19 protein-coding genes and 1 pseudogene are annotated in these 19,997 nt (G+C 60.8%); 5 read left to right on the top strand and 15 right to left on the bottom strand.

The features are described from left to right. Positions 1 to 148: 148 nt before the first annotated feature. From EN943_RS14815 to EN943_RS14805, 3 genes are all read right to left on the bottom strand, one after another. A complete protein-coding gene (locus tag EN943_RS14815) occupies positions 149 to 1,030 on the bottom strand; it encodes a cytochrome c oxidase assembly protein (protein WP_127413133.1) in 882 nt (293 codons plus the stop codon). Between the two features lie 95 nt (positions 1,031 to 1,125). Further along, positions 1,126 to 2,880, bottom strand: coding sequence for a thiamine pyrophosphate-dependent enzyme (locus EN943_RS14810; protein ID WP_127413131.1), 1,755 nt, complete (start codon positions 2,878 to 2,880; stop codon positions 1,126 to 1,128). A 106-nt stretch (positions 2,881 to 2,986) separates the two neighbouring features. Further along, positions 2,987 to 3,997 (bottom strand): ATP-dependent DNA ligase, encoded by a 1,011-nt coding sequence (locus EN943_RS14805; RefSeq protein ID WP_127413130.1) that lies wholly within the window; start codon positions 3,995 to 3,997, stop codon positions 2,987 to 2,989. Between the two features lie 252 nt (positions 3,998 to 4,249). On the opposite strand from EN943_RS14805, the gene EN943_RS14800 reads away from it, so the two are divergent. The 3 genes from EN943_RS14800 (at position 4,250) to EN943_RS14790 (ending at position 7,019) form a co-directional block, all read left to right on the top strand. Beyond that, positions 4,250 to 4,789: a LysE family translocator gene (locus tag EN943_RS14800; protein WP_245475854.1), complete on the top strand. Its 540-nt coding sequence runs from the start codon at positions 4,250 to 4,252 to the stop codon at positions 4,787 to 4,789. A 355-nt stretch (positions 4,790 to 5,144) separates the two neighbouring features. Beyond that, positions 5,145 to 6,437, top strand: coding sequence for an Nramp family divalent metal transporter (locus EN943_RS14795; protein ID WP_127413128.1), 1,293 nt, complete (start codon positions 5,145 to 5,147; stop codon positions 6,435 to 6,437). Between the two features lie 87 nt (positions 6,438 to 6,524). Then, positions 6,525 to 7,019: a hypothetical protein gene (locus tag EN943_RS14790; protein WP_127413127.1), complete on the top strand. Its 495-nt coding sequence runs from the start codon at positions 6,525 to 6,527 to the stop codon at positions 7,017 to 7,019. A 73-nt stretch (positions 7,020 to 7,092) separates the two neighbouring features. Here EN943_RS14790 and EN943_RS14785 read toward each other — a convergent pair whose 3' ends face one another. Further along, on the bottom strand, positions 7,093 to 9,204 hold the full coding sequence (locus tag EN943_RS14785) for a catalase (RefSeq protein ID WP_127413125.1): 2,112 nt from the start codon (positions 9,202 to 9,204) through the stop codon (positions 7,093 to 7,095). A gap of 290 nt (positions 9,205 to 9,494) precedes the next feature. Here EN943_RS14785 and EN943_RS14780 point away from each other — a divergent pair, with 290 nt between their 5' ends. Then, a complete protein-coding gene (locus EN943_RS14780; protein WP_127413123.1) occupies positions 9,495 to 10,058 on the top strand; it encodes a sigma-70 family RNA polymerase sigma factor in 564 nt (187 codons plus the stop codon). On the opposite strand, the gene EN943_RS14775 is transcribed toward EN943_RS14780, so the two are convergent. The 11 genes from EN943_RS14775 to EN943_RS14725 form a co-directional block, all read right to left on the bottom strand. Next, a complete protein-coding gene (locus EN943_RS14775) occupies positions 10,059 to 10,235 on the bottom strand; it encodes a hypothetical protein (RefSeq protein WP_127413121.1) in 177 nt (58 codons plus the stop codon). It abuts the gene before it with no gap. 159 nt (positions 10,236 to 10,394) lie between these two features. Further along, entirely contained in the window at positions 10,395 to 10,613 is a 219-nt protein-coding gene (locus EN943_RS14770; RefSeq protein WP_127413120.1) for a hypothetical protein, read from the bottom strand. 81 nt (positions 10,614 to 10,694) lie between these two features. Then, complete coding sequence (locus tag EN943_RS14765; protein ID WP_127413119.1) at positions 10,695 to 11,609, bottom strand: class I SAM-dependent methyltransferase; 915 nt, start codon at positions 11,607 to 11,609, stop codon at positions 10,695 to 10,697. A 3-nt stretch (positions 11,610 to 11,612) separates the two neighbouring features. Beyond that, the gene (locus EN943_RS14760) at positions 11,613 to 12,599 is read right to left on the bottom strand and encodes a GNAT family N-acetyltransferase (RefSeq protein ID WP_127413118.1); all 987 of its coding nucleotides are present in this window, start codon (positions 12,597 to 12,599) and stop codon (positions 11,613 to 11,615) included. After that, positions 12,596 to 13,744, bottom strand: coding sequence for a glycosyltransferase family 4 protein (locus tag EN943_RS14755; protein WP_127413117.1), 1,149 nt, complete (start codon positions 13,742 to 13,744; stop codon positions 12,596 to 12,598). Before EN943_RS14755 ends, EN943_RS14760 begins: the two co-directional genes overlap by 4 nt. Before the next feature lie 6 nt (positions 13,745 to 13,750). After that, a complete protein-coding gene (locus EN943_RS14750) occupies positions 13,751 to 14,683 on the bottom strand; it encodes a beta-xylosidase (protein WP_127413116.1) in 933 nt (310 codons plus the stop codon). Beyond that, positions 14,676 to 15,437 (bottom strand): TIGR04290 family methyltransferase, encoded by a 762-nt coding sequence (locus tag EN943_RS14745; protein WP_127413115.1) that lies wholly within the window; start codon positions 15,435 to 15,437, stop codon positions 14,676 to 14,678. Before EN943_RS14745 ends, EN943_RS14750 begins: the two co-directional genes overlap by 8 nt. A 2-nt stretch (positions 15,438 to 15,439) precedes the next feature. Beyond that, positions 15,440 to 16,243, bottom strand: a complete 804-nt coding sequence (locus EN943_RS14740) for a sugar phosphate nucleotidyltransferase (RefSeq protein ID WP_127413114.1) — start codon at positions 16,241 to 16,243, stop codon at positions 15,440 to 15,442. After that, complete coding sequence (locus EN943_RS14735; protein WP_127413113.1) at positions 16,243 to 17,343, bottom strand: glycosyltransferase; 1,101 nt, start codon at positions 17,341 to 17,343, stop codon at positions 16,243 to 16,245. The genes EN943_RS14740 and EN943_RS14735 overlap by 1 nt, the downstream gene beginning before the upstream one ends. 14 nt (positions 17,344 to 17,357) lie before the next feature. Beyond that, a complete protein-coding gene (locus tag EN943_RS14730) occupies positions 17,358 to 17,954 on the bottom strand; it encodes a histidine phosphatase family protein (protein WP_127413112.1) in 597 nt (198 codons plus the stop codon). Then, entirely contained in the window at positions 17,951 to 19,054 is a 1,104-nt protein-coding gene (locus tag EN943_RS14725; RefSeq protein ID WP_127254992.1) for an inositol-3-phosphate synthase, read from the bottom strand. The genes EN943_RS14730 and EN943_RS14725 overlap by 4 nt, the downstream gene beginning before the upstream one ends. A 242-nt stretch (positions 19,055 to 19,296) precedes the next feature. Here EN943_RS14725 and EN943_RS14720 point away from each other — a divergent pair. Continuing rightward, a pseudogene (locus EN943_RS14720) lies at positions 19,297 to 19,997 on the top strand (hypothetical protein); the annotation flags it as partial.

Here is a 19,997-nt window from a genome sequence, read left to right as displayed (position 1 = left end):
CGGTCGTGTCCGCCTGCGAGAGCTGGCCAACGGACTCATGCACCTCGCCATGAAGGATCCACCATCGTTGCCAAGGCCATAACGCGGCTGACTGAAAAAGGATGCTTGGCCACACCGCCCGGCTGAAAACTGACACGAAGCGTGCGGGCTAGACGATGCGCAACTGCTGGGAAGCCTGTTGCCCCCGGCTGCTCGCTTGAATCCAGAGAGCGACCAGCAGCAGGGCGGCTCCGCCATAGATCAGGCCGGCGGGAATCCACATGATCAAGCCTGCAAGTTGCTGGTCCTCGAGCGGGCTGAGCCCCCACAAATCCGAGCCGATGGCATTATCCGGATACCACAGCCTGGGCGAGACGACGAGCAACACCCCGAGCAGCCCGGTGTGGAGCGAGGTGAAGAAAAGATGCATCACGGCATTGCCGCAAGCGTGCTCGCGGCCAGGGCGAGGCAGCAGCACCCACCAGAACAAAAGCCCGGTGCCGAGGAAACTCGCGTGCTGGGCATAATGCAGGAAACCCTGCTGGAGGGCAGCCTCGAACAGTGCTGGGACATGCCAGATCCATACCGCGGCTCCGTGCAGGACGGTCGCGACCACAGGACGGCTGAGGAATGCCCAGATCACCCGAAGCACGTTTGTATGTCCCGCCGCTGCGAACGTCTGACGCAGCTGTACCGGCAGCGCCCACATCATCGCGGCCGTCGGGCGGGAGGCAACCAGCAGAGGCGCTGCGACCGCCATCAGCAATTCGTGCTCGATCATGTGCGCCGCAAACACATGTTCGCCCAACGCATGGACCGGGCTTACAAGGGCGAACGCCAGGACGGCCCAGCCGGCAGCAAACAGCAGAGCCTGCCTTGATCGCAAGCGACGTCCGCGTCCGCTCCGTCGCCACAGCCGGCCAGCGCCGGCAACATACAGCAAAAGGATTGCCGCCAGTGGAAATGTGATGGGTAGCGCCAGAGTCCAACCAGCCTGCGGAGCGCCGTTCCCATAGCAAATGGAGGTCGAAAAGAGCGCGTCGAAGCTCATGATCCGCATCCGTCACCCGGAAGAGCACCGGTTCGTCTGGAAAGATCCAGAATGAAGCCAAGGAGACGTGTTGTTCCCACCTTCTTGCGCTGCCTTTAGGCGTCCATCATCGATTTCGCCGGCTCCCGGGCGATATTTTCTTCTATGCGTTCGTGTCCCGGTGTCCGCGGCAGGGCCTTGCGGAAGTTCTTGGCGTAGTCCGCCGGCATTTTGGGCGGCATCAGCGGCTCATAGGCATCTACCACCGCTTCGATCACGACAGGGCCTTCCGTGGCGAAAGCTTGGTCGAGAACCGTCTCGATCTGATCGGCGCGCTCGATGCGAAAACCCTTTGCGCCCATTGCTTCCGCCGCCTTGGCAAAATCGATCGGCTGCAATTCGCAACCGAATTGCGGATTTCCCAGAAACATCATCTGCTCCCAGGCAATTTGATTGAGCATGTTGTTCTTGATCACCAGAACCTTCAGCGGGATCTTGTAGCGCACCGCTGTCGAGAATTCGCCGAGCTGCATGGCAAAGCCGCCATCGCCGACGATGGCGGCAATCGGTCGACCGGGAAACGCTATGCCGGCAGCGATGGCGTAGGCCAGACCGCAAGCCATCGACGCCAGCGATCCGGACACCCCAAATGCCTGGCCGCTGCGAAGATCGACATGGCGAGCGGCCAACTCCGTGTTCTGACCGGAATCCGTGGCCAGCACCGTGTCGTCGGCCAATCTTTGTCCGAACGCCCGGGCAATCGCCTGTGGCTTCAATGGTTGCGCCTGCATGTCTTCCGACTGCCGCATCATCTCGCGCCATTTTCTCATGGTCTCCTGGGAACGGTGCAGGAATTCATCGGAGGGCTTCTGCGTCAGACGTTGGTTGAGCGCGCGCAATGTCTCGGCCGCGTCGCCGACAAGGCCGGTCTCGACCGGAAATCGCAAGCCGATCCGCTGCGCATCGCAGTCGATCTGGACGCCATGGGCCTGCCCGGGCTGCGGGTAGTATTCGATATAGGGAAAGGTCGAACCGACAATCAGCACCGCGTCACAGCTCTCCATCGCCTCTTGCGAAGCCAGGGTTCCAAGAATGCCGATCCCGCCGGTGGTGTAGGGATGATCGTCCGGCAGCACCGCCTTGCCCAGCAAGGCCTTAGCGACAGGCGCCTGCAGCAGGCGCGCCGTGCGTTCGAGTTCGGCGGCCGCCCCGATGGCGCCGCGTCCGACCAGGATCGCAACCCGCGAAGCGTCATTGAGAATGGCGGCGGCTTTGTCGATCTCAACGTCCAGCGGTACGCTGTGACCGGCGAACATATCCTGCGGCGTGTGCGCCGGGCGATTGCGCTTGGAGCGCTTCGACGGATCGCGCTCCTGCTCCTGGATGTCGCTGGCAATCGAAAGATGGGCGACGCCCTTGCGCGCCAGCGCGGTTCGGCAGGCAAGGCTGGCGACGTTTTCCATATGCGCGGCATCGGCGACATGGGCATTATAGACGGAGACATCGTTGAACACGCGCGTCAGATCGACGTCCTGTTGCGTGAATGTCTCGATCAGATCGTGGAACTGCATGCCTGTAATCGCTAGCACTGGAGCCTGGTCGAGCTTGGCGTCATAGAGGCCGGTCAGAAGATGTGTTCCACCGGGACCGGACGTCGCAAGGCACACGCCCAGCTTTCCTGTCCACTTGGCATAGGCACATGCCATGAAGGCAGCCGACTCTTCATGCCGAACCTGAACGAAGGCAATCTTGTCGCGCCGCGTCCGCAACGCTTCCATGACGCCGTTTATGCCGTCTCCCGGCAAGCCGAACACCACCTCCACGTCCCAGGCGACGAGTGTATCGATGAGAATTTCTGCTGCATTTGGCATGTCAGGGTAGCTCCGGTGGATGGTGTCCGAACCGGTGAATCCCGAGTTGGTTCCTTCGTCACAATAAATCGTGACAGGTTTCTGGAAGCGATCTTCCAGGAGCGGTCTATTCGATCTGCTCGAACGTGCATTGCCGTGGCGCCTTGTCGGGGCGCCAGCGCAGCAGTTTGGTGCCGTGGCGAAATCGATTGCCGGTGACGTGGTCGAAGCGGACCTCCACCACCAGTTCAGGTTCCAAAGGCTCCCATTGTCCGCTGCGCTCCGTGCTCCAGCGGCTCGGGCCGCCGGGCGCCTTGCCAGTGAATCCGGGCTCTGACCGCAGCCCTTCCAGCCGGCGCGTGAGCGCTCCTCTGTCGGTCCTGGCGATGGTCGACGTGAAGCCGACGTGATCGAGCTTGCCGTCGTCATTGTAGAGACCGAGGAGCAGCGAGCCGACCTCACGACTATCCGCGAGATAGCGGAAACCTCCGACAACGCAATCGGCGGTGCGCCTCGGCTTTACCTTCACCATCGCACGTTCGCCGCACAGATAATGCTCATCGAGCACTTTGGCCACGATGCCGTCGGTCGATGCACGGCCGGCGCCATTTAGCCATCGAGCCGCCGTCGCTGCATCATAAGTGCACTTCGACAGACGAAGATCCGGACTGTTCGAGGAGGTCACGAAGTCCTCGATCGCTCGCCGCCTTTCGACAAGTGGTTTGCCCGTGATGACCTCGCCGCCCGGCCTGGCAAGCATGTCGAAGAGGATCAGACTGGCAGGCGTCTGCGAACTCAGTTTGCGGATTCTGCTTTGTGCGGGGTGAAGGCGCATCTGCAGCGCCTCGAAGGAAAGCTCACCGTCAACCTCGATGACAATCTCGCCGTCGATGACGAAGTGCCCGCGCTTGAGGTCACGCAAAATCTCCGTGATTTCTGGAAAATAGCGGCCGAGCGGCTTGCCGGATTTGGCGCGCAGGTCAACTGTGTCGTCGCTCTTGAAAGCAAGGCAGCGAAATCCGTCCCATTTGGGCTCGTACTGCCAGCGGTTCCCATCCCTGGGGATTTCATCGGCAAGCCTGGCCTCCATCGGAGACGTGTCCAGCGGGAGCGGGAAGGCGTTTATCGGTTCATGCACGGATCAGGCCTCCAAAACCGGTTCAGGAACGGCTCCGGCTTTTCAACTTCCAGGACTGCACCGCGTTCCATCTGACGGTTTCATGGCAGGTCCTTCGCGATGGACATTTTCATTTGCCGCCGGAACCCGGATGACGGCTGGCCGCTTTGATGTCATCGGCGGCGCGAAAGGAGATGCCCCATCGACCTCTCATTGTGGACAGCTTTTGTCGGAACCGTCATTCTGATGCAGGTGCCGCCAGGCCCCGACAGCATGCTGGTGATGGCCCGCGGCATCGGGCACGGGCGCGGCGTGGCGTTGTTCACGGTACTCGGCATGAGGCTGGGCGCCGGACTGGTGCAGCTTCCGCTGATTGCATTCGGCCTGTCTTCGCTTGTCCACGCCTCGCCGGTGGCATTCAATCTGCTTCGATGGGCCGGGGCGGCCTATATTGTGTGGCTGGGTGTCCGGCTGCTGCTTTCAGTCTCGGCTACCATTCCCACGGGTGACATCAAGGCCCTGCGGCCGCTCGCCGCCGCCCGGGAAGGAATGATCGCCAATCTGAGCAATCCCTGGCCTTTGATGTTCATGATTGCGTTCCTGCCGCAATTTGTCGACCCGCATAGGGGCTCCGTCACGTTGCAGCTGGTGCTGCTTGGCGCAACGCAGAAGATAACCGGTGTGCTGGTGCTGGGAGCCTACGCCTTGGCATCGGGCGCGGCCGGCGCATGGTCATGCGGCACCCTCGCGCAAGGCTTTGGCAGCAACGGCTCGCCGGCTGTCTCATCATCGGCCTCGGCGTGCGGATGGTGATCGGCGGCGGTACGAGCCGCTGACGAAGCGAATGAAGGGCCGGCCGAACTCTCGACTTTGGCGCCGCTGGATTTCTTTCAAGGAATAGTTTTGTGCCACGTCGCCTGAATGACAGGCTTCGACATAGGCATTCTCTTCTTCAGGGGAATGGAGCATTCGCTTGGATGTCGGCTCCGCCGAAAGAACCCGCATCGGATGAAACGCCGTCGCGGGCCGGACTCTGTGTCCAGGAACAAAAAGCCTGACCAGAGGTTCGAACCACGATCTCAATGCAGCTTGAAACGCTGCTTCATCGGCATCCGATTGGAATGTTCGTCATGATTTTTTGCGTGACCCCGGTAAAGACGCGCCTTCAATGAACAACCCACCTGATGAGGGCCACAGGGCAAGCGAGCAAAAAAAAGGCGGCGTCGTTCGGGCTCTCGGGCTTGGTCTGATCACCGGCGCGGCCGATGACGACTGCTCGGCCATCGGTACCTACGCGAGCGCCGGAGCGCGGTTCGGGCCCGACCTGCTGTGGACGGCACCTGTCACGCTGCCGATGATGTATCTCGTCGTCTATCTTTCATCCAAACTTGGCCAGGTTTCGGGTCGCGGGCTTTTCAAGGTCATATCGGACTTCTATCCGCGCTGGCTGCTATGGTCCGTGTTGGTGGGCGTCCTGATTGGCAACACGATCGAGGCAGCCGCCGATCTTGGTGCCATGTCGGCGGCCATCGTGCTGTTCGTTCCTCTGCCTGCTCCGTTTGTCGTCATTGTCGTCGCGATCGTCATTTTTGCCCTGCAGGTGTTCGGATCGTATAAATTGATCCGAAATGTGTTCCGGTGGCTGGCTCTGGCTCTGCTTGCCTATGTGGTCTCCGCGGTGCTTGCCAAACCGGATGCCGCTTCCCTTCTGCGTGGCACGCTGTTGCCAAAAATCGAGTTCAGCCGAGAATACCTGTCCATCCTCGTCGCCATCGTTGGGACCACGCTCTCCGCATACCTTTACACATGGCAGTCCAATCAGGAGGTGGAGGAGGAGATCGCCAAGGGTCGAACGAGCCTCGAAGAGCGCAAAGGCGCCACCGAGGGCGAGCTGCGCCGATCCCGCCGCGATATCCTGATCGGCATGACGTTTTCCAATCTGATCATGTATTTCATCATCCTTTCGACAGGGTCGACGCTCTACAAGTCCGGGCAGACGCAGATCGAGACAGCGGCACAGGCGGCCGAAGCGCTGCGGCCGCTTGCCGGCGACGCTGCCGGCATTCTCTTTGCGGCCGGTATAATTGGCGTCGGCTTTCTGGCCGTGCCGATCATGACCGCTGGCGCTGCTTTCGATTTCGCTCAGGCGATGGGATGGAAGAATAGCTTGCATGCCAAACCCCGGCAGGCTCCCAAATTCTACATCGTGATCGGGGTCATAACGCTGGTGGCGGTGGGCCTCAATTTCTTCGGTTTCAACCAGATGAAAGCTCTCGTCTGGTCCGGCATCGTGCAAGGATTTTCAACCCCGCCGCTGCTGCTTCTCATCCTCATCATGACCAACAATCGCAAGATCATGGGCGACAAGGTCAACAGCACAAGCACGAACATCCTGGGCGGCGTGACGACCTTGGCGATTTTTGCGGCATCGGCGGGACTGGTGGCAAGCTGGTTCCTGTAGCTCACATGGCATGACGGATGTTCAGGCACGGGTGGAACATCGGCGGTCAAATGTCGTTGAGACGCTTGTGGGAAAAGGAGGTTGTCCATGTCAAAGTTGCAGGCCGCTACTCCGGATCGTTTAAGGCAACTCAGGCTTGAAGCTTCAGCTCATTTCGCTCCGTTGATGCTGAACGAGGCCCTGTTGCGCCTTTCCCATGCCTGCGGAGGCGACAGCCTCGACCGCTTCGAGAAAGCCATGGTCGATCAAATCGAGGCGGCAAAGGACGATCGGGCCGATTTTGAAACGATCAAGGAATTCGCGATCGAGCAGCTTTACGCCCTGGTCCGCAACGCCAACGATTCGCCCAAAAAGAAACAGTCGCTTGAGAAGATAGACACCCGCAGAACGCCCGGCCGTTCCGAAGAACCACGCACGCTCGAAGACCAACTGCAGGCGGGGTTGGAGGATTCCTTTCCGGCGAGCGATCCGCCATCGGTAGTGTCCACGACCATTTCAGGCGGAGCGAAAAAGCTGGTCGGGACCGACGAGGTCCTGGAAAAGCAGCGGCAACAAGCGTCCACCAAGGAAAGTCACTCGTAGATCGCGGTGCCGGCTGGTTTGGCGGCAAACCAAGGCCTGCGGACACGTCAACGGAAACAGCTGACGCATCGCATCAAAGCTTGACGGCCGCCTCCCGCGCCCAGAGCCGCAGTTTGCGACATGACTGCACAAACGCAGATACCGAAGCTGCCGAATCCAGCCGCGTCAGTCCCTCATCGGCATCGGGAGCGACGCCTGCTTTGATCAGGAGCGGCTCGGCCCCCGGGGTGAAGCCGATGAACTTGCAATGCGCAAACGCATCGGACACGAAATCTTTCGCAGCGGCCTCCTTGACCAGCAGCTCGGCGCCCGCCTCGGAGAGCAGCAGCACCACCGCGTCGAACAAAACGGATGGACCGCCGTCGATCATGTGCCTTGCCTCGATGTGGGTGCCGTCGGCGGCTTCGACGCCGCCCACCTTGGGCGCAACCACCTCCATCACCGCGCCTTCCGCTTCGATGGCGGATCGAAGTTCCTCAAACAGCGCGACATCGGCTCCATCGCTGAGCATGACACCGACTTTGCGGCCTTCGAAACTGTCGGGCCCGTTCTGGATGATGCTGAGCGCCGGCGACGGCGGCAAGTCGTCGCGCGGTGGAACGGCGGCTTCGGCAGGTTCGGGCATGTCACGGATGCCGAGCTTGTCGGCGACCGTGGTCGCCAGCGTTTCATCGATGTTCAACAAATGCGAAACCATCCGTTCGCGGATCGCGGGTGCCTGGACCTTGCTCAATTCAAACGTCAGCGCCATCGCGATGTGACGCTGCTCCGGTGGTGTCTGGCTGTTGAAGAATTGCCGGGCCTGGCTGTAGTGATCGGCGAAGCTCTCCGCGCGCAGACGTACTTTCTGTCCTTCTTCGGCATCGGCGAAAGAACGGAAGCCACGCTGCGGATCCTCGCGCGGTCCCAGTCCCCATGAGTTCGGCTCATAATTGGCGCGACCGGCCGGATTGCGCATGGCCATGTGCCCGTCCTGTTGAAAATGGGCGAACGGGCACTTCGGCGCATTGATCGGCAGATGGGTAAAGTTCGGGCTGCCCAGTCGTTTCAACTGGGTATCAAGATAGGAGAAGTTGCGACCCTGCAGAAGCGGATCGTTGGAGAAATCGATTCCGGGCGGCACATTCTGCGTCATGAACGCAACCTGCTCGGTCTCGGCGAAGAAATTGTCCGGCATTCGGTCGAGCACCAGCCGACCGACCGGAATTGGTTCGAGGACCTCCTCGGGAATGATCTTCGTTGCGTCCAGGATATCGAAGTCGAAACTGTCGGCAAACGCCTGATCGAACAGTTGCACCGTCAACTCCCATTCGGGGAAATTGCCGGCCTGTATGGCCTCCCACAGATCGCGGCGATGGAAGTCGGGATCGGCGCCATTGATCTTGACCGCCTCATTCCAGACCACCGATTGCATGCCGAGCTTGGGTTTCCATATGAACTTGACGAAGGTGGATTCGTCCTTTGCGTTGACCAGGCGGAACGTGTGCACACCAAAGCCTTGCATGAAGCGGAAGGAACGCGGGATCGCGCGATCTGACATGATCCACATCACCATGTGCATCGATTCCGGCATCAGGCTGATGAAGTCCCAGAAATTGTCGTGCGCCGTCTGTGCCTGCGGAAAGGCGCGGTCGGGCTCCTGTTTGGCGGCGTGGATCAGATCGGGAAACTTGATGGCGTCCTGGATGAAGAAGACCGGGATGTTGTTGCCGACTAGGTCCCAATTGCCTTCCTTGGTATAGAGCTTGACCGCGAAGCCGCGCACGTCGCGGGCGAGATCGAACGAGCCCTTGTTGCCGGCAACCGTCGAGAAACGAACGAATGCCGGCGTCTTTTCACCAGCTCGCTGGAAAATGTCGGCACGTGTGTATTTGGCAAGTGACTGGTAGGTCTCGAAATAACCATGCGCGCCATAGCCGCGGGCATGAACGACCCTTTCCGGGATGCGTTCGTGGTCGAAGTGGAAAATCTTCTCGCGAAAGTGAGAGTCTTCGATCAGCGATGGTCCACGCTCGCCGATCCGCAATGTGTTTTGGTCGTCGGAAACAGGCGTCCCGAGCGCCGTCGTAAGGACAGGTGTTTCGTCCGCGGCGACTTGGTGCAACTCGCCGCCATTTCCGCGCACGCTATTCTGATCCAGTCCACTTGCCGATTGGCGAGCGGAGGGGCGAGCGGATTTGGCCATGACAGTCCTCGATCGATACCGGAAGGTTGAAGTGGTCAAGCCATCAAACTGCCGGTGAGCGGCTTTGTTCCCGTAAAAAATGGACGCTGAAGACACCGCTGTCGGAGAAGCCTTGACCGCTGCCGCGATGGTGCGCGCCGATCGGATGACAGATATCTCCGCCTGCGCAGAATTTATGAAGAGTTGTCTCCAGTACGAGGAACGAACCAAACTTCCATGCATTTAGCTGGGGCTGCGTTCACACACTCTTTCTTCTGGGAGCTGGAGCATTGTCATCCGGAGGCTGCCTTTTGGCCGACCAGGAAACCAATGAAGTTTCCATCGTTGACCTGATACCTGCCCTGCGGGCATTCGCGCGCACCTTCTGCCGCGTCCCCGACGACGCTGACGATCTCGTGCAGGAGACACTGACCAAGGGTCTCGCCAACATCGACAAGTTCGAACCCGGTACGCGGATGAAGTCGTGGCTCTTCACCATCATGCGCAACACTTATTACACCCGGGTCAAGATCGCTGCCCGGGAGGCGCCCGGCCTGCTCGATTGCGCGTCGTCGAGACCGATTTCGGAAGCCACACAGGAATGGACTGTTCAGAGCAAGGAAGTTCACGGCGCCATTCAAAGGCTGCCTGAACACCAACGCGAGGTGCTGATGCTGATCGGCGTTTTGGGAGTGAGCTACGAGGAAACCGCCGACATATGCGGCTGCGCGGTCGGGACGGTCAAAAGCCGCCTGAACCGTGCGCGCGCCAATATCCTTGAATTCCTTGGAGAGAGTTCGCTGGAGACATTGATGGAGAGAAGAAACCAGCTGTCGGATGATCAGCTCGATGTCGAGGTCGACAGCCGCAGATAGTCAGTTCTTCACATCGCGCCGACGTTTCTCGACGAGTGCGTTCTGCAGTTCCATCGCCAGCTTGGTGAGGCGGTCTGGAACCTTTTCCTGCTCGATGGCGGCCAGCAGGGAAGCAATCTCCTGATCCACTGTCATCTCGACATGCGGATCCGTGGTATCGTCGCTCGAACGAGACATCACATTCTCTTGATAGCGGTCCCTTGATCCTAGTGTGGTGATAAGCGCCTGGCATTACAAGGCGGTGTCCCCCGCCGAGAAGCTCATCAGCGGACCCTTGCACAGGTTTATTTCCTTGCTCCTTCGTCGCCGCGGGCTATGGACACGGCGCGGTGGCGTTCAGTCCTTCGGCAATCGATTAGCGGCGTGATCCTGATACTGATCGGATTTGATCCGCTTGCCGTCCAGCCCGCGCTCCTGGCCATGCTGTTTCTTGTCGCGATTCGACAAAACCGCGTTTTCTTCGATCTTGTCCTTCTCCAGGGAGGTCATTGCGCCGACGCCGGCACCCTTGCCCTGGCTGCCGCGACCGAAATGTTTTTTACCGCCAGATGCCATGATAGCCTCCTTCGAAGCGAGGACACCCGTCGGTGCCCCTTGTTCGACGTCCGAACTGGCATCGCGCTGTAATGTTCCGTCTCACCGAGCGAGCAAAAAGGCGCTGCCATCCCATGACCGAAACGGCTTCTCGCCGTCGATGAGGACCCGCAATTGATGAGCTTGCGCCAGACGGCCGATATCATCTCGGTCTGAGAAAAGTGATCCGCGATAGGAATAGTTCAGCAAGGCGAACCAGCCCGGCCGTTTCAGAACGCGCGCAATTTCTTCGAAATGCCGCTCTGCCATGCCGGCCAGAACCAGATAGGGAAAGCTGTCGACCGCCAGCACGCAATCGAAACTGGCATTGTCGAAATCGGCGAGATCGAGACCGGAGGTTTGTCGCAACTCGACATTGCCGAGCGGGGCGCATTGCTTGGAGGCGATGGAGATCATCCGCGACGATATGTCGATGCCGACCATCCGTTTGAAGGATTTGCACAGCGCACGCTCGAAGCGGCCGATGCCACAACCGATGTCGAGAACGCTCCGTTCCCTTCCGGTGAATTCTCGCGCTTCCAGCCATGCGACGATTTCGTCGGTCGTGGCTGTGAGCCTTTCCTCATCGCCGAGGGATGCCAGTTGGACACTCGCGGCTCCCGAAATCGCCGCCGCGGCATCGAAGCTGGAGGCCAGCCGCATGACGACAGCGACATTCGTCTCGTCCTCGTCGCGCTCATGCCGAACGGCGCCACCCGTCGCTCGCAACATGGCAAAGACGTCTGGTCTGCAGCGCAGCAGTCCGGCGACTTTTCGCAGTCTTGCCGCGTCGCCGGTATTCGCCGGACGGACTTTCAGCACGACTTCCGCCAATTCCGCTGCTCCAATTGTGGACGGCAGGTGGAGCGCGAGCCTGACGAGAACACCTTCGGCGCAAGTACCATCGGCCATGCAGTCTTCAACCGTCAGCCTGACCGATGTCCGGCGCTGGGCGGCTTTCGGTGCGGTTCCACTCATGGATCAACTCCGCGTCCAGACCCTGCGCATCGTCCACCTGTCGACGGCGCCCCAGCCATATTTATAGGCCTCCTGGCCGCGCAGGAAATCGAACTCGCGCGCATCTTCGCGGATCGCTTCCGCGATTGCGTGGCCAATCAGGATCGCGCCTGGGCTCTCCTCGGCATAAGCAGGGTCGAAGCCACCGAGATAGGCATAGGCACGGCCGCGGTGGTGAAATCCGTAATAGGCGCCGACGGTTCCGCCATCGATCGCGAACAGCCAGCATCGCACCAGACCGTGAGCGTCGAGCAAGGGAAGTGAGAGCCGATGGAATTGCTCGACGGCGGCGTTGGCCAACACACCGCCTCCTTGTTCGGCCCAGCGCATATTGTGCAGGCGGATCAATTGATCGAGGAAAGTTTGCGAACTGCCGCTTGCCGACAACAGCGCGATCCGGCCGCATCTTGATGCGGCTTGACGCGCCCGACGCAACTGGCGTCTGCGTCTTGCGGGGACGCAACCTGCAAGTGTTTCGTCGCCGACGAGGGCGAGCACGGGGCAGGCGGCATGGGCGGCCGGCCGATCCATCTCGGGACGCGTCATCGCAAGGGCGACGCTGTCCTGCGGCAAGTCCGACAAGATCCATTGCGCCCACCCGATCGAGAGGATCGACTCGACGACAATGGCGACAACCTCGGCTTCGATCCCAGGGACAGCCAGAATGTCCAGATAGTCGCTGAGCGAAATGCCGACCGGAAGCAGCTTCGAACCGGCCGTTCCATGCTCGAGGTAAAGCGGCGCCAGACCGACCAGATCGCCGCCGCGCCAGACCGCGACCGTCGCCAGTTCACCGGGTGCGAATGCGTCCCACCATGGCACCAGCCAGGCGGGAGATTGAAACGGCGTCGCCGAGGGACTCTGCTGCCATAGTTTCCACCAGTGCGGCGTCAAGGCGTCGAATTGGGCGAGGTCACCGATGATTTCGCTGCGCAGCACAGCTTGGTTCACGGCGTTGCTGCGAAGCGCAGGCGATCGGTGCCAAGCCGTGCCAGCGCCTGATAGGCAGCCATGTAAGACGAGATCATCCGTTCCAGCGAAAACCGCCGTCGCGCTTCGGCCTTGCATGCCTCGGTATCCAAGCGGGGCGCCGCAAGAATGGCTTGGGCCATCTCGTCGACCTTATCGACGAGAAAGCCCGTTCTGCCGTGCTCTATGACATCGGGAAGCGCACCATTTGGAAAGGCGACCACCGGGGTGCCGCAGGCGAGGGCCTCCATGGCCACAAGCGAGCTGGTTTCGGCTGCGAGGCTCGGAATGATCAGGCAGCGCGCTGCGTTGAGAAAGCGTCGCTTGGCGGTGAAGCCGAGCGGACCAAGGAAGCGGCGGCGGCCGCCGAGGAGAGGTTGGATCTCGTCGCGAAAGTACCGCGTATGCGTTTCGTAGGGATAGACCTTACCGCCGATGACCAGCGGCACGCCTGCCTGTTTGGCCGCATCGAGCGCCAGGTGAATGCCCTTTTCCGGGCAAATCCGGCTCAGAACCAGGGCAAAGTCACGTTTCGGCTGCGGCAGGTTCAGTGCTTGGATGTCAACGCCGTTCGGAATCGGTGCTGCCAGTCTAGCGCCTGGTGGCGCGGTTTTCTGCTGGCTGGGCGAGACCGCATGAAGCCAGAGGTCGCCACGCGTCGGGCGCAATGCCGCGGCCGGATACCAATCCAAAGGCAGGTGGAGGGTCACCAAGGTCGGACCATCGTCGGGAAGATAAGCGTCGAAATCGATGCCGTGCAGATGAACCACGTCGATGGGCCATCGGGCGCGGGCAGCAGCGATCGCTTTGCGATGGGCGTCTTGCGCGCGGCGCTTCGCCGCCTCGTCGAGCATGCCGTTTTCGGCCGGTATTTCCACAAGCGTGCCGCTCGCGCTGGAGCCACGGCAACCAATGACGATAGATCGATGACCGGCGTGAACCAGTGCCCGATCGAGCATCGACAGAACCTGTTCGGCACCGCCGACAGCGTCAGGTCCGACGGGCGCGAGAGGGTAGGCGACATTGAGAACGGTGAGTGTCTCGCCCGGTCGCGTCCCGGTGCCTTGCGTCGCATCTCCACCTGTCAACGGCGTCGCGAAGTCCGGCATCTGATGCATGGGCAGCATGGCAATTCACGCGGCCGAGGCCCGCTGCGTGGGGAGCGAGGCGGATGTCATGCCGGGCGCATAGCGGCGGATCATGGTCGAGCAGAATTCCGCGAACTCCTCCGGCACCAGCGGCGGGCTGGTGTGGTGGGGCAGCATTCCGCGGTGCTGAGGTGTGAAGCAGAAGGTGACCGTCACGTCGAAATCGGCGAGTGCTTCCATCTGCCGGTCGAACCACTCCAGCGCATTCGGCCGAAAGCTGTCCGCCCAGGAAAGCCCGGTACGCATATTGGTGACACCCAGCCGCTTCATCCAGGCGACGGCATCGTCCAGCCGCGGATCTTCGAAATGAAACCACTGCACCAGGCCCATTGCGGGTGTATGGCGCACGAATTCCTCCAGCGCGGGCTTTGGCGTGCCGTCCTGGCGCAGCAGCCCCATATGGAAATGCCGGTAATAAGAGGAGCCCTCGGCTTCGCGGTGACGCGTCGTTGCTTCCCATTCACGCGGAAGATCGTAGAGGCTGTACCACTGGATGCGTGGTGCGTTGCCGAGCAGCAATTCAGCTGTGCGCTTCAGCCCCCAGACCTGGATTTCCTCGGCGCCGAAGGTCGATACGCCGACTTCGCTGACCCAGATGGGAAGGTCGGTGACGGTCGCGATCTCGCCGATCTTCTGCGGCCATTCCTGGATCTGCCAAAGGTTCCAGTCGAGGGGAAAGCCGTGCACGGCGACGGCATCGACATGGTCCAGCACGCCGAATTCCTTCATGCGGGTGATGAACCCCGGGTCTATCGGCGAGATGCCACCGAGCACTTTGGTCAAAGCCGGGTTTTCAGATGCAATTGCGTCCGCCGACAGGATCGCCATCCTGGCAAAGCGGCTCCAATCGGGGTCGAGCTCGGGATCCCAATGCGATTTGTTGTTGGGCTCGTTCCAGATCATCGCGGCTTCAATCATGGCGCTGTCCTTTCGAGGGATAGACGGGACCGCCACTGGCCGGGTCGCCGGCGGCGCGGCAGAAATAGACCTCCTGCTCCGGATGCAGGACGATTTCAAATCCGGCGCTGCGCAGCATGGCTTCGGTGCAGGCGCGGTTGGGTATCCACCAGTTGGTCGGGTCATCGGCATAGCGGTGCTCGATGAAATGGAGCTTGGGAAATTCCGGCCGGTCGAACAGGTCATGCGTCCAGAAATGATAGTTCTCTTCCATCTCGGGCAGATCTGTGCTGCCGCGCTGCATGGACTGGAAGATCATCAGGTCACCGGCGACATGCTCACGGATAAGGTCGAGCGCGAGCAAGGGGTGGCGCAAGTGATAAAGCACCCCCATGAACAGCACGATATCGAATTTTTCGCGCAGGGCGCCGACGTCGTAGACCGAAAGTTTCTGGAATTCGATCTCGCAATTGGCGATCTCGGCGGCAAAGCGGGCCTGCGCCAGATAGGCGTCGTCGAAATCGATGCCGAGGACACGGGCAGCACCTCGCCGTTTCATCTCGATGGAATAGAAACCGGCATTGCAGCCGATATCCAACACCGACTTGCCTGTCAGATCCGCAGGAATGGCCTCGGCGAATTTGCGCCATTTGATCAGCGGATAATTGCCGAGAAAATGGTTGGGAGCGGTTTCGACACCGGCCAATTCCATGTTGTGGAACCATGGGCCGAGAGCATCGATACGGCGACGGATTTCGGCATGGGAATGCAGCATGATCAGGCTCCTTCGCCGGGAACGACAGGCACATGCGAACGGGCACCTGGCGTAATCGTGGCGGGTTGGTGATGGACGGGTGCGGCGCCCTCTTCGAGCAGCCGCAGAGCCGTGCGATAGCCGTTGAACGTGCCGACATCGACATAGGCGGACCCAGCCTTGACGCCACGGGCCTCACCGCCGGCTGCCAGATAGGCATTGATCAGGGTGCCGATATATTCGTCGCGGCAGTCCCGCTCGCGCCAGAGTGCCGCCAGTTGGTGCAAGGTCCGGCCCGGCATCTTGAACGCCCCCCAGATCCAGTTCGTGGCAGCGTCTTGCCGCTTGACCTGGATTTCCTTCACCCGATCTCTCTCGTCGAGAACCACGGCATCGAAAAATTCCGGGCGGTCCACCGGAAAGAGCAGGAACGATAGGGAACTGTCGGGCAGGCACGAGAAGCCGTCCTCGGGGAACCAGATCGTATCGGGCAAACCAATCAAAGCCGTCTCGTCGGGAGCGACGAGAGGCGCTGCCCGAAAAATCGCATCGCAAAGTCCAACGGGGTTAGGCTGCACCACGAAGAGAGCAGCGGCGTCACCATAGCCGGCAGCGTAATATTCGAGAATGTCGGATTTGCCCGATCCAATGATGAAACAGATCTTGTCGACGCCGGCGCGCACCATCCGCCGCACCAGATACTCGCTCACCGCGCAGGGACGCTCGGTCTGTCCATCGATCCGACTGCCGACCGGCAGCAGCTCTTTCGAGAAGCCGAGCGGTTGAATGCGGCTGCCGCGCCCGGCAGCTGGCACAATGCCCAACATCAGACTGCTTCCATCATCGGTTCGCCGGGAGATCTTTGAAAGGCGTCGTTTAGAATGTGGTCCAGCTCCGCCGCGCGCCGGGCAGAGGTGTGTTCGTCGAGAACCCGTTGGCGCGCACGGGTTTTGATGGCATCGAGTTGTCCTGCGGGTAAGGCGAGCGCCGCGACCACGTCATCGGTGTCGTGGGCCAGCAGGATCTCGCTATCGGGTTCGAAGAAGCTGCTTAGGCCCGGCCAGGTGTCGGTTATGATAGGCACTCCGCAGGCCGCTGCTTCGAACAACCGACCTGAAGGGCACCAGCCCTTTTTCGCCATCGCCTCGCGGGTGACATTCAGTGTCAGACGAGAGGATGAGAAAAACGCCGGGTGATCGGCCGGCGGAAGGTGCCTGACGAAGAAGATGTTGTCGCTCCACGGGAATTCCTGCGGATATTGTGCGCCGCCGATGATGAAGCGCTGGTCCGGCAAGCGCGCAGCTGGGCGAACCAGCAGATTCTCGACGGCCGCCTGGCGATCTGGCGCGTAGGTTCCGAGATAGGATAGATCGGCCTTGAACTCGGCCCGCGGCGTAGCCGGCCGGTGTTGATCCGGATCGACATGTCCATAGAGCGGCACCACGTGACGCGCGCCCAGAACCGCCTTCAGCGCGTCGACCACCGAGCCGCCTGTGTAGCTCAGGACGAGGTCGAAATCGGCGAGACCCTCTGGGCCGAAATAGGGTGGACGCTCACCTTGTTCGATGCGGGCAAGCGTGATCGGCGTGTCCAGATCGTAGAAGACACGCAGTCCGCGGCCTGCCTGCTGCGCCAGCCGCGAGGCGTCCACGGCGTCGGGACAATAAGAGGTGACGATCACGACATCCGATTGCTTGATCGTTTGCTCCGCGACCCGGCGGATGTCCTCCCAGTCCGGGTAGAGCACGATGTTGCCGCCGTTCAGATGATCAAGATCGCGCGTTCCGGCATAGTAGGGTGTGTCGCGTTCGAAGAACGTAACGGACCAGCCGCGCCGGGCGAGGGCTCTGATCAGTCCCCTCCACAAGGTGGCATGTCCGTTACCCCATGACGACGTGACGGTAAGACCGAAAATGACCATCTGCATCCGGCAAATCCTCGTCAGGCAACTTCGTTCAATCGGATCAGCTTCGCCCCCCAGTCCCCCGACACGATCGTCGTGATCGAGGCGGGATCGATGTCGAAGCGAAAGCAGTCACCGGCCGGCAAGCCAAGAACGTTGCAGACGGCGGCCTTGATCACATCGGCGTGGCTGACCAGGGCGACGCATTGATTCTGATGCCGCTCGCGGACCGCGGTCATCAGCGACACAATGCGTTGCTGGACATCCTGCATGGTCTCGCCACTCGGTGTCCTTGCCTCTTGCCGCTGGTCATTCCAGGCTCGCCAACTGGCGTCGCCATTCAGCTCATCGAAAGTCTTTCCCGACCATTCGCCGAAGTCGATCTCGTCGAGTTCGGCGCAGATCGCGATTTCCCCGACACCGCAGGCGAGCGCAATTGGCAGCGCCGTCTCCCGCGTACGCTCACGCGGGCTGCAAAGGATCGCAACGATAGGCTCTCGGGCCATGCGGCTGCCAAGCTGCGCTGCCTGTGCCTTCCCGGCATTGCCGAGGCAAACGCCGTCCATCCGGCCTGCCAGATAGGAGCCGACATTGTCGTGTGCCGCATGGCGGATCAGAAAGAAGGTCGTCGTCATTCCGCAGCATCGAGCAAAGGCTCGTCCTTGCCTGCGATAAAAGCGAGCGTGCGCTGCCGCGCTTCGGCGTCGGTGAACTGTTCGGGAGGCGACTTCATGAAATAACTGCAGGGACCGGTCAGGGCACCGGCTATGCCGCGATCGAGCGCCAGCTTGGCGCAGCGTACCGCATCGATCACCACGCCGGCTGAATTTGGAGAATCCCAGACTTCCAGCTTGAGCTCGGCATTGAGCGGCACGCCGCCGAAAGTCGTGCCTTCGACCCTTATATAGGCCCACTTGCGATCGGTCAGCCAAGGTACGTGGTCGCTCGGGCCGACATGGATGTTGCCCGGCTCCAGGGGGACATCGAACTGGCTGGCCACGGACTGCGTCTTCGAGATTTTCTTCGATTCCAGCCGCTCGCGTTCCAGCATGTTGAGAAAATCGGTGTTGCCGCCGAAATTCAGTTGATAGGTGCGGTCGATGCGTACGCCGCGTTCGCGGAAGAGATTGGCCAGCAACCGGTGCACGATGGTCGCGCCGACCTGGCTCTTGATATCGTCGCCGACCAGCGGCAGTCCTCGCTGCTCAAAGCGCCGGCGCCATTCCGGACGTGAGGCGATGAAAACGGGTATGCAATTGACGAAGGCGCAGCCGGCCTCAAGTGCACATTCGGCATAGAAGCAGGTCGCCTCCTCGGAACCCACCGGCAGGTAGGAAACCAGCACGTCAGCGTTGCTGTCGCGCAGGATCTCGCTGACATTGGCAACCGGCTCCGGAGCTTCTTCAATCTCGTCACGCAAATATTTGCCGATCCCGTCCAGCGTCGGTCCCCGCTCGACACGAACGCCGGTTGTCAACGCGTCGGCAAAGCGGAACGTGTTGTTGGGGGCGGCATAGATCGCTTCCGCGACGTCGAGGCCAACCTTGCTCTTGGCGACATCGAATGCGCAGACAATCTCGATGTCGTCGACATGGTAGCCGCCGAGGTCGGCATGCATCAGCCCAGGGATTGGTTCGTTGCTTTTAGCGTGACGATAAAACGAGAGGCCCTGCACGAGGGAGGATGCGCAATTGCCGACCCCAACGATACCAACACGAACCTTTTTCGATCCCACGAAACCGCCACCCTATGTTGTTCAAAGGTAAGTTCCTGGCGCCGAACCATCAGCTTGCCGGAATGTTCCTCCGCCCATCGAAAAATTGCGCGAGACACCATGGATCGAAGCCGCATGCGATGCGTTGCCGCACGGCAAGCATTGGAAACCGATCGATGATCGTCTACGGCGACCACAAGCGGACGCAGAACGCACAACAGCTTCGCCAAGCAGCAGGCGAAAGGGCCGTAAGACTTAATCGGATGTCTCATGGCATCCGACGCCATGCTGCATTGGTCCGACTGTTCATCAGCGTGTCGGAGCTGGTTCAGGCGCTTGCCGATGTCGATTTCGAAACCTGCGGCATCGACACTTTTTCGCCACGGCAACAGCAAGGCGCCAGGCTGCTGGTCGGACTTGCGGCAGAGGTGGCGAAGTCGTGGCGAAGCGGTTTCGCCGTCGGCGGTGGCATCGATCCGGGACTTCTCAAACTGCTGGCCGGGCTCGACTGTCAGGCCGAGGTTCTGACCGGCTCTGCCGAAGGTTATGCGCATTATGCGCTTTATCCCGAAAGCTATTTGGACGCGGCGCAGAAGTCGGGTCTCGATGCGAACACATGCGTGATCGGTGTCCGCAGCATTGGCCTTGGGCTGGCAGCTATGGTGGCGGCCTCGATTGGCGCGCCGGCGCCATTCAGCGTTCGTCCGATCGGCCATCCCTTCCACCGGCACATCAACGCCGATCCGCGGTCGATCACCACCTGGAAGAACAATCCATCGGCGCGTTTCGCCGTTGTCGACGAGGGTCCCGGCCTGTCCGGCAGTTCGATGCATGCCGTTGTCGTGTGGCTGCGTGAACTGGGTATCGATACGGACCGCATTCACCTGTTTCCCAGCCATTCGGGCGGCCCGGGCACCGAGGCGTCGCGGGAGGCTCGAGAGACATGGTCGCGCTGTCCGAAGCA

Source organism: Mesorhizobium sp. M7A.F.Ca.US.006.01.1.1 (assembly GCF_003997935.1).
GTDB lineage: Bacteria > Pseudomonadota > Alphaproteobacteria > Rhizobiales > Rhizobiaceae > Mesorhizobium.
The sequence above is the reverse complement of the archived record's forward strand: the minus strand, read 5'-3'. Positions and strand labels throughout refer to the sequence as shown.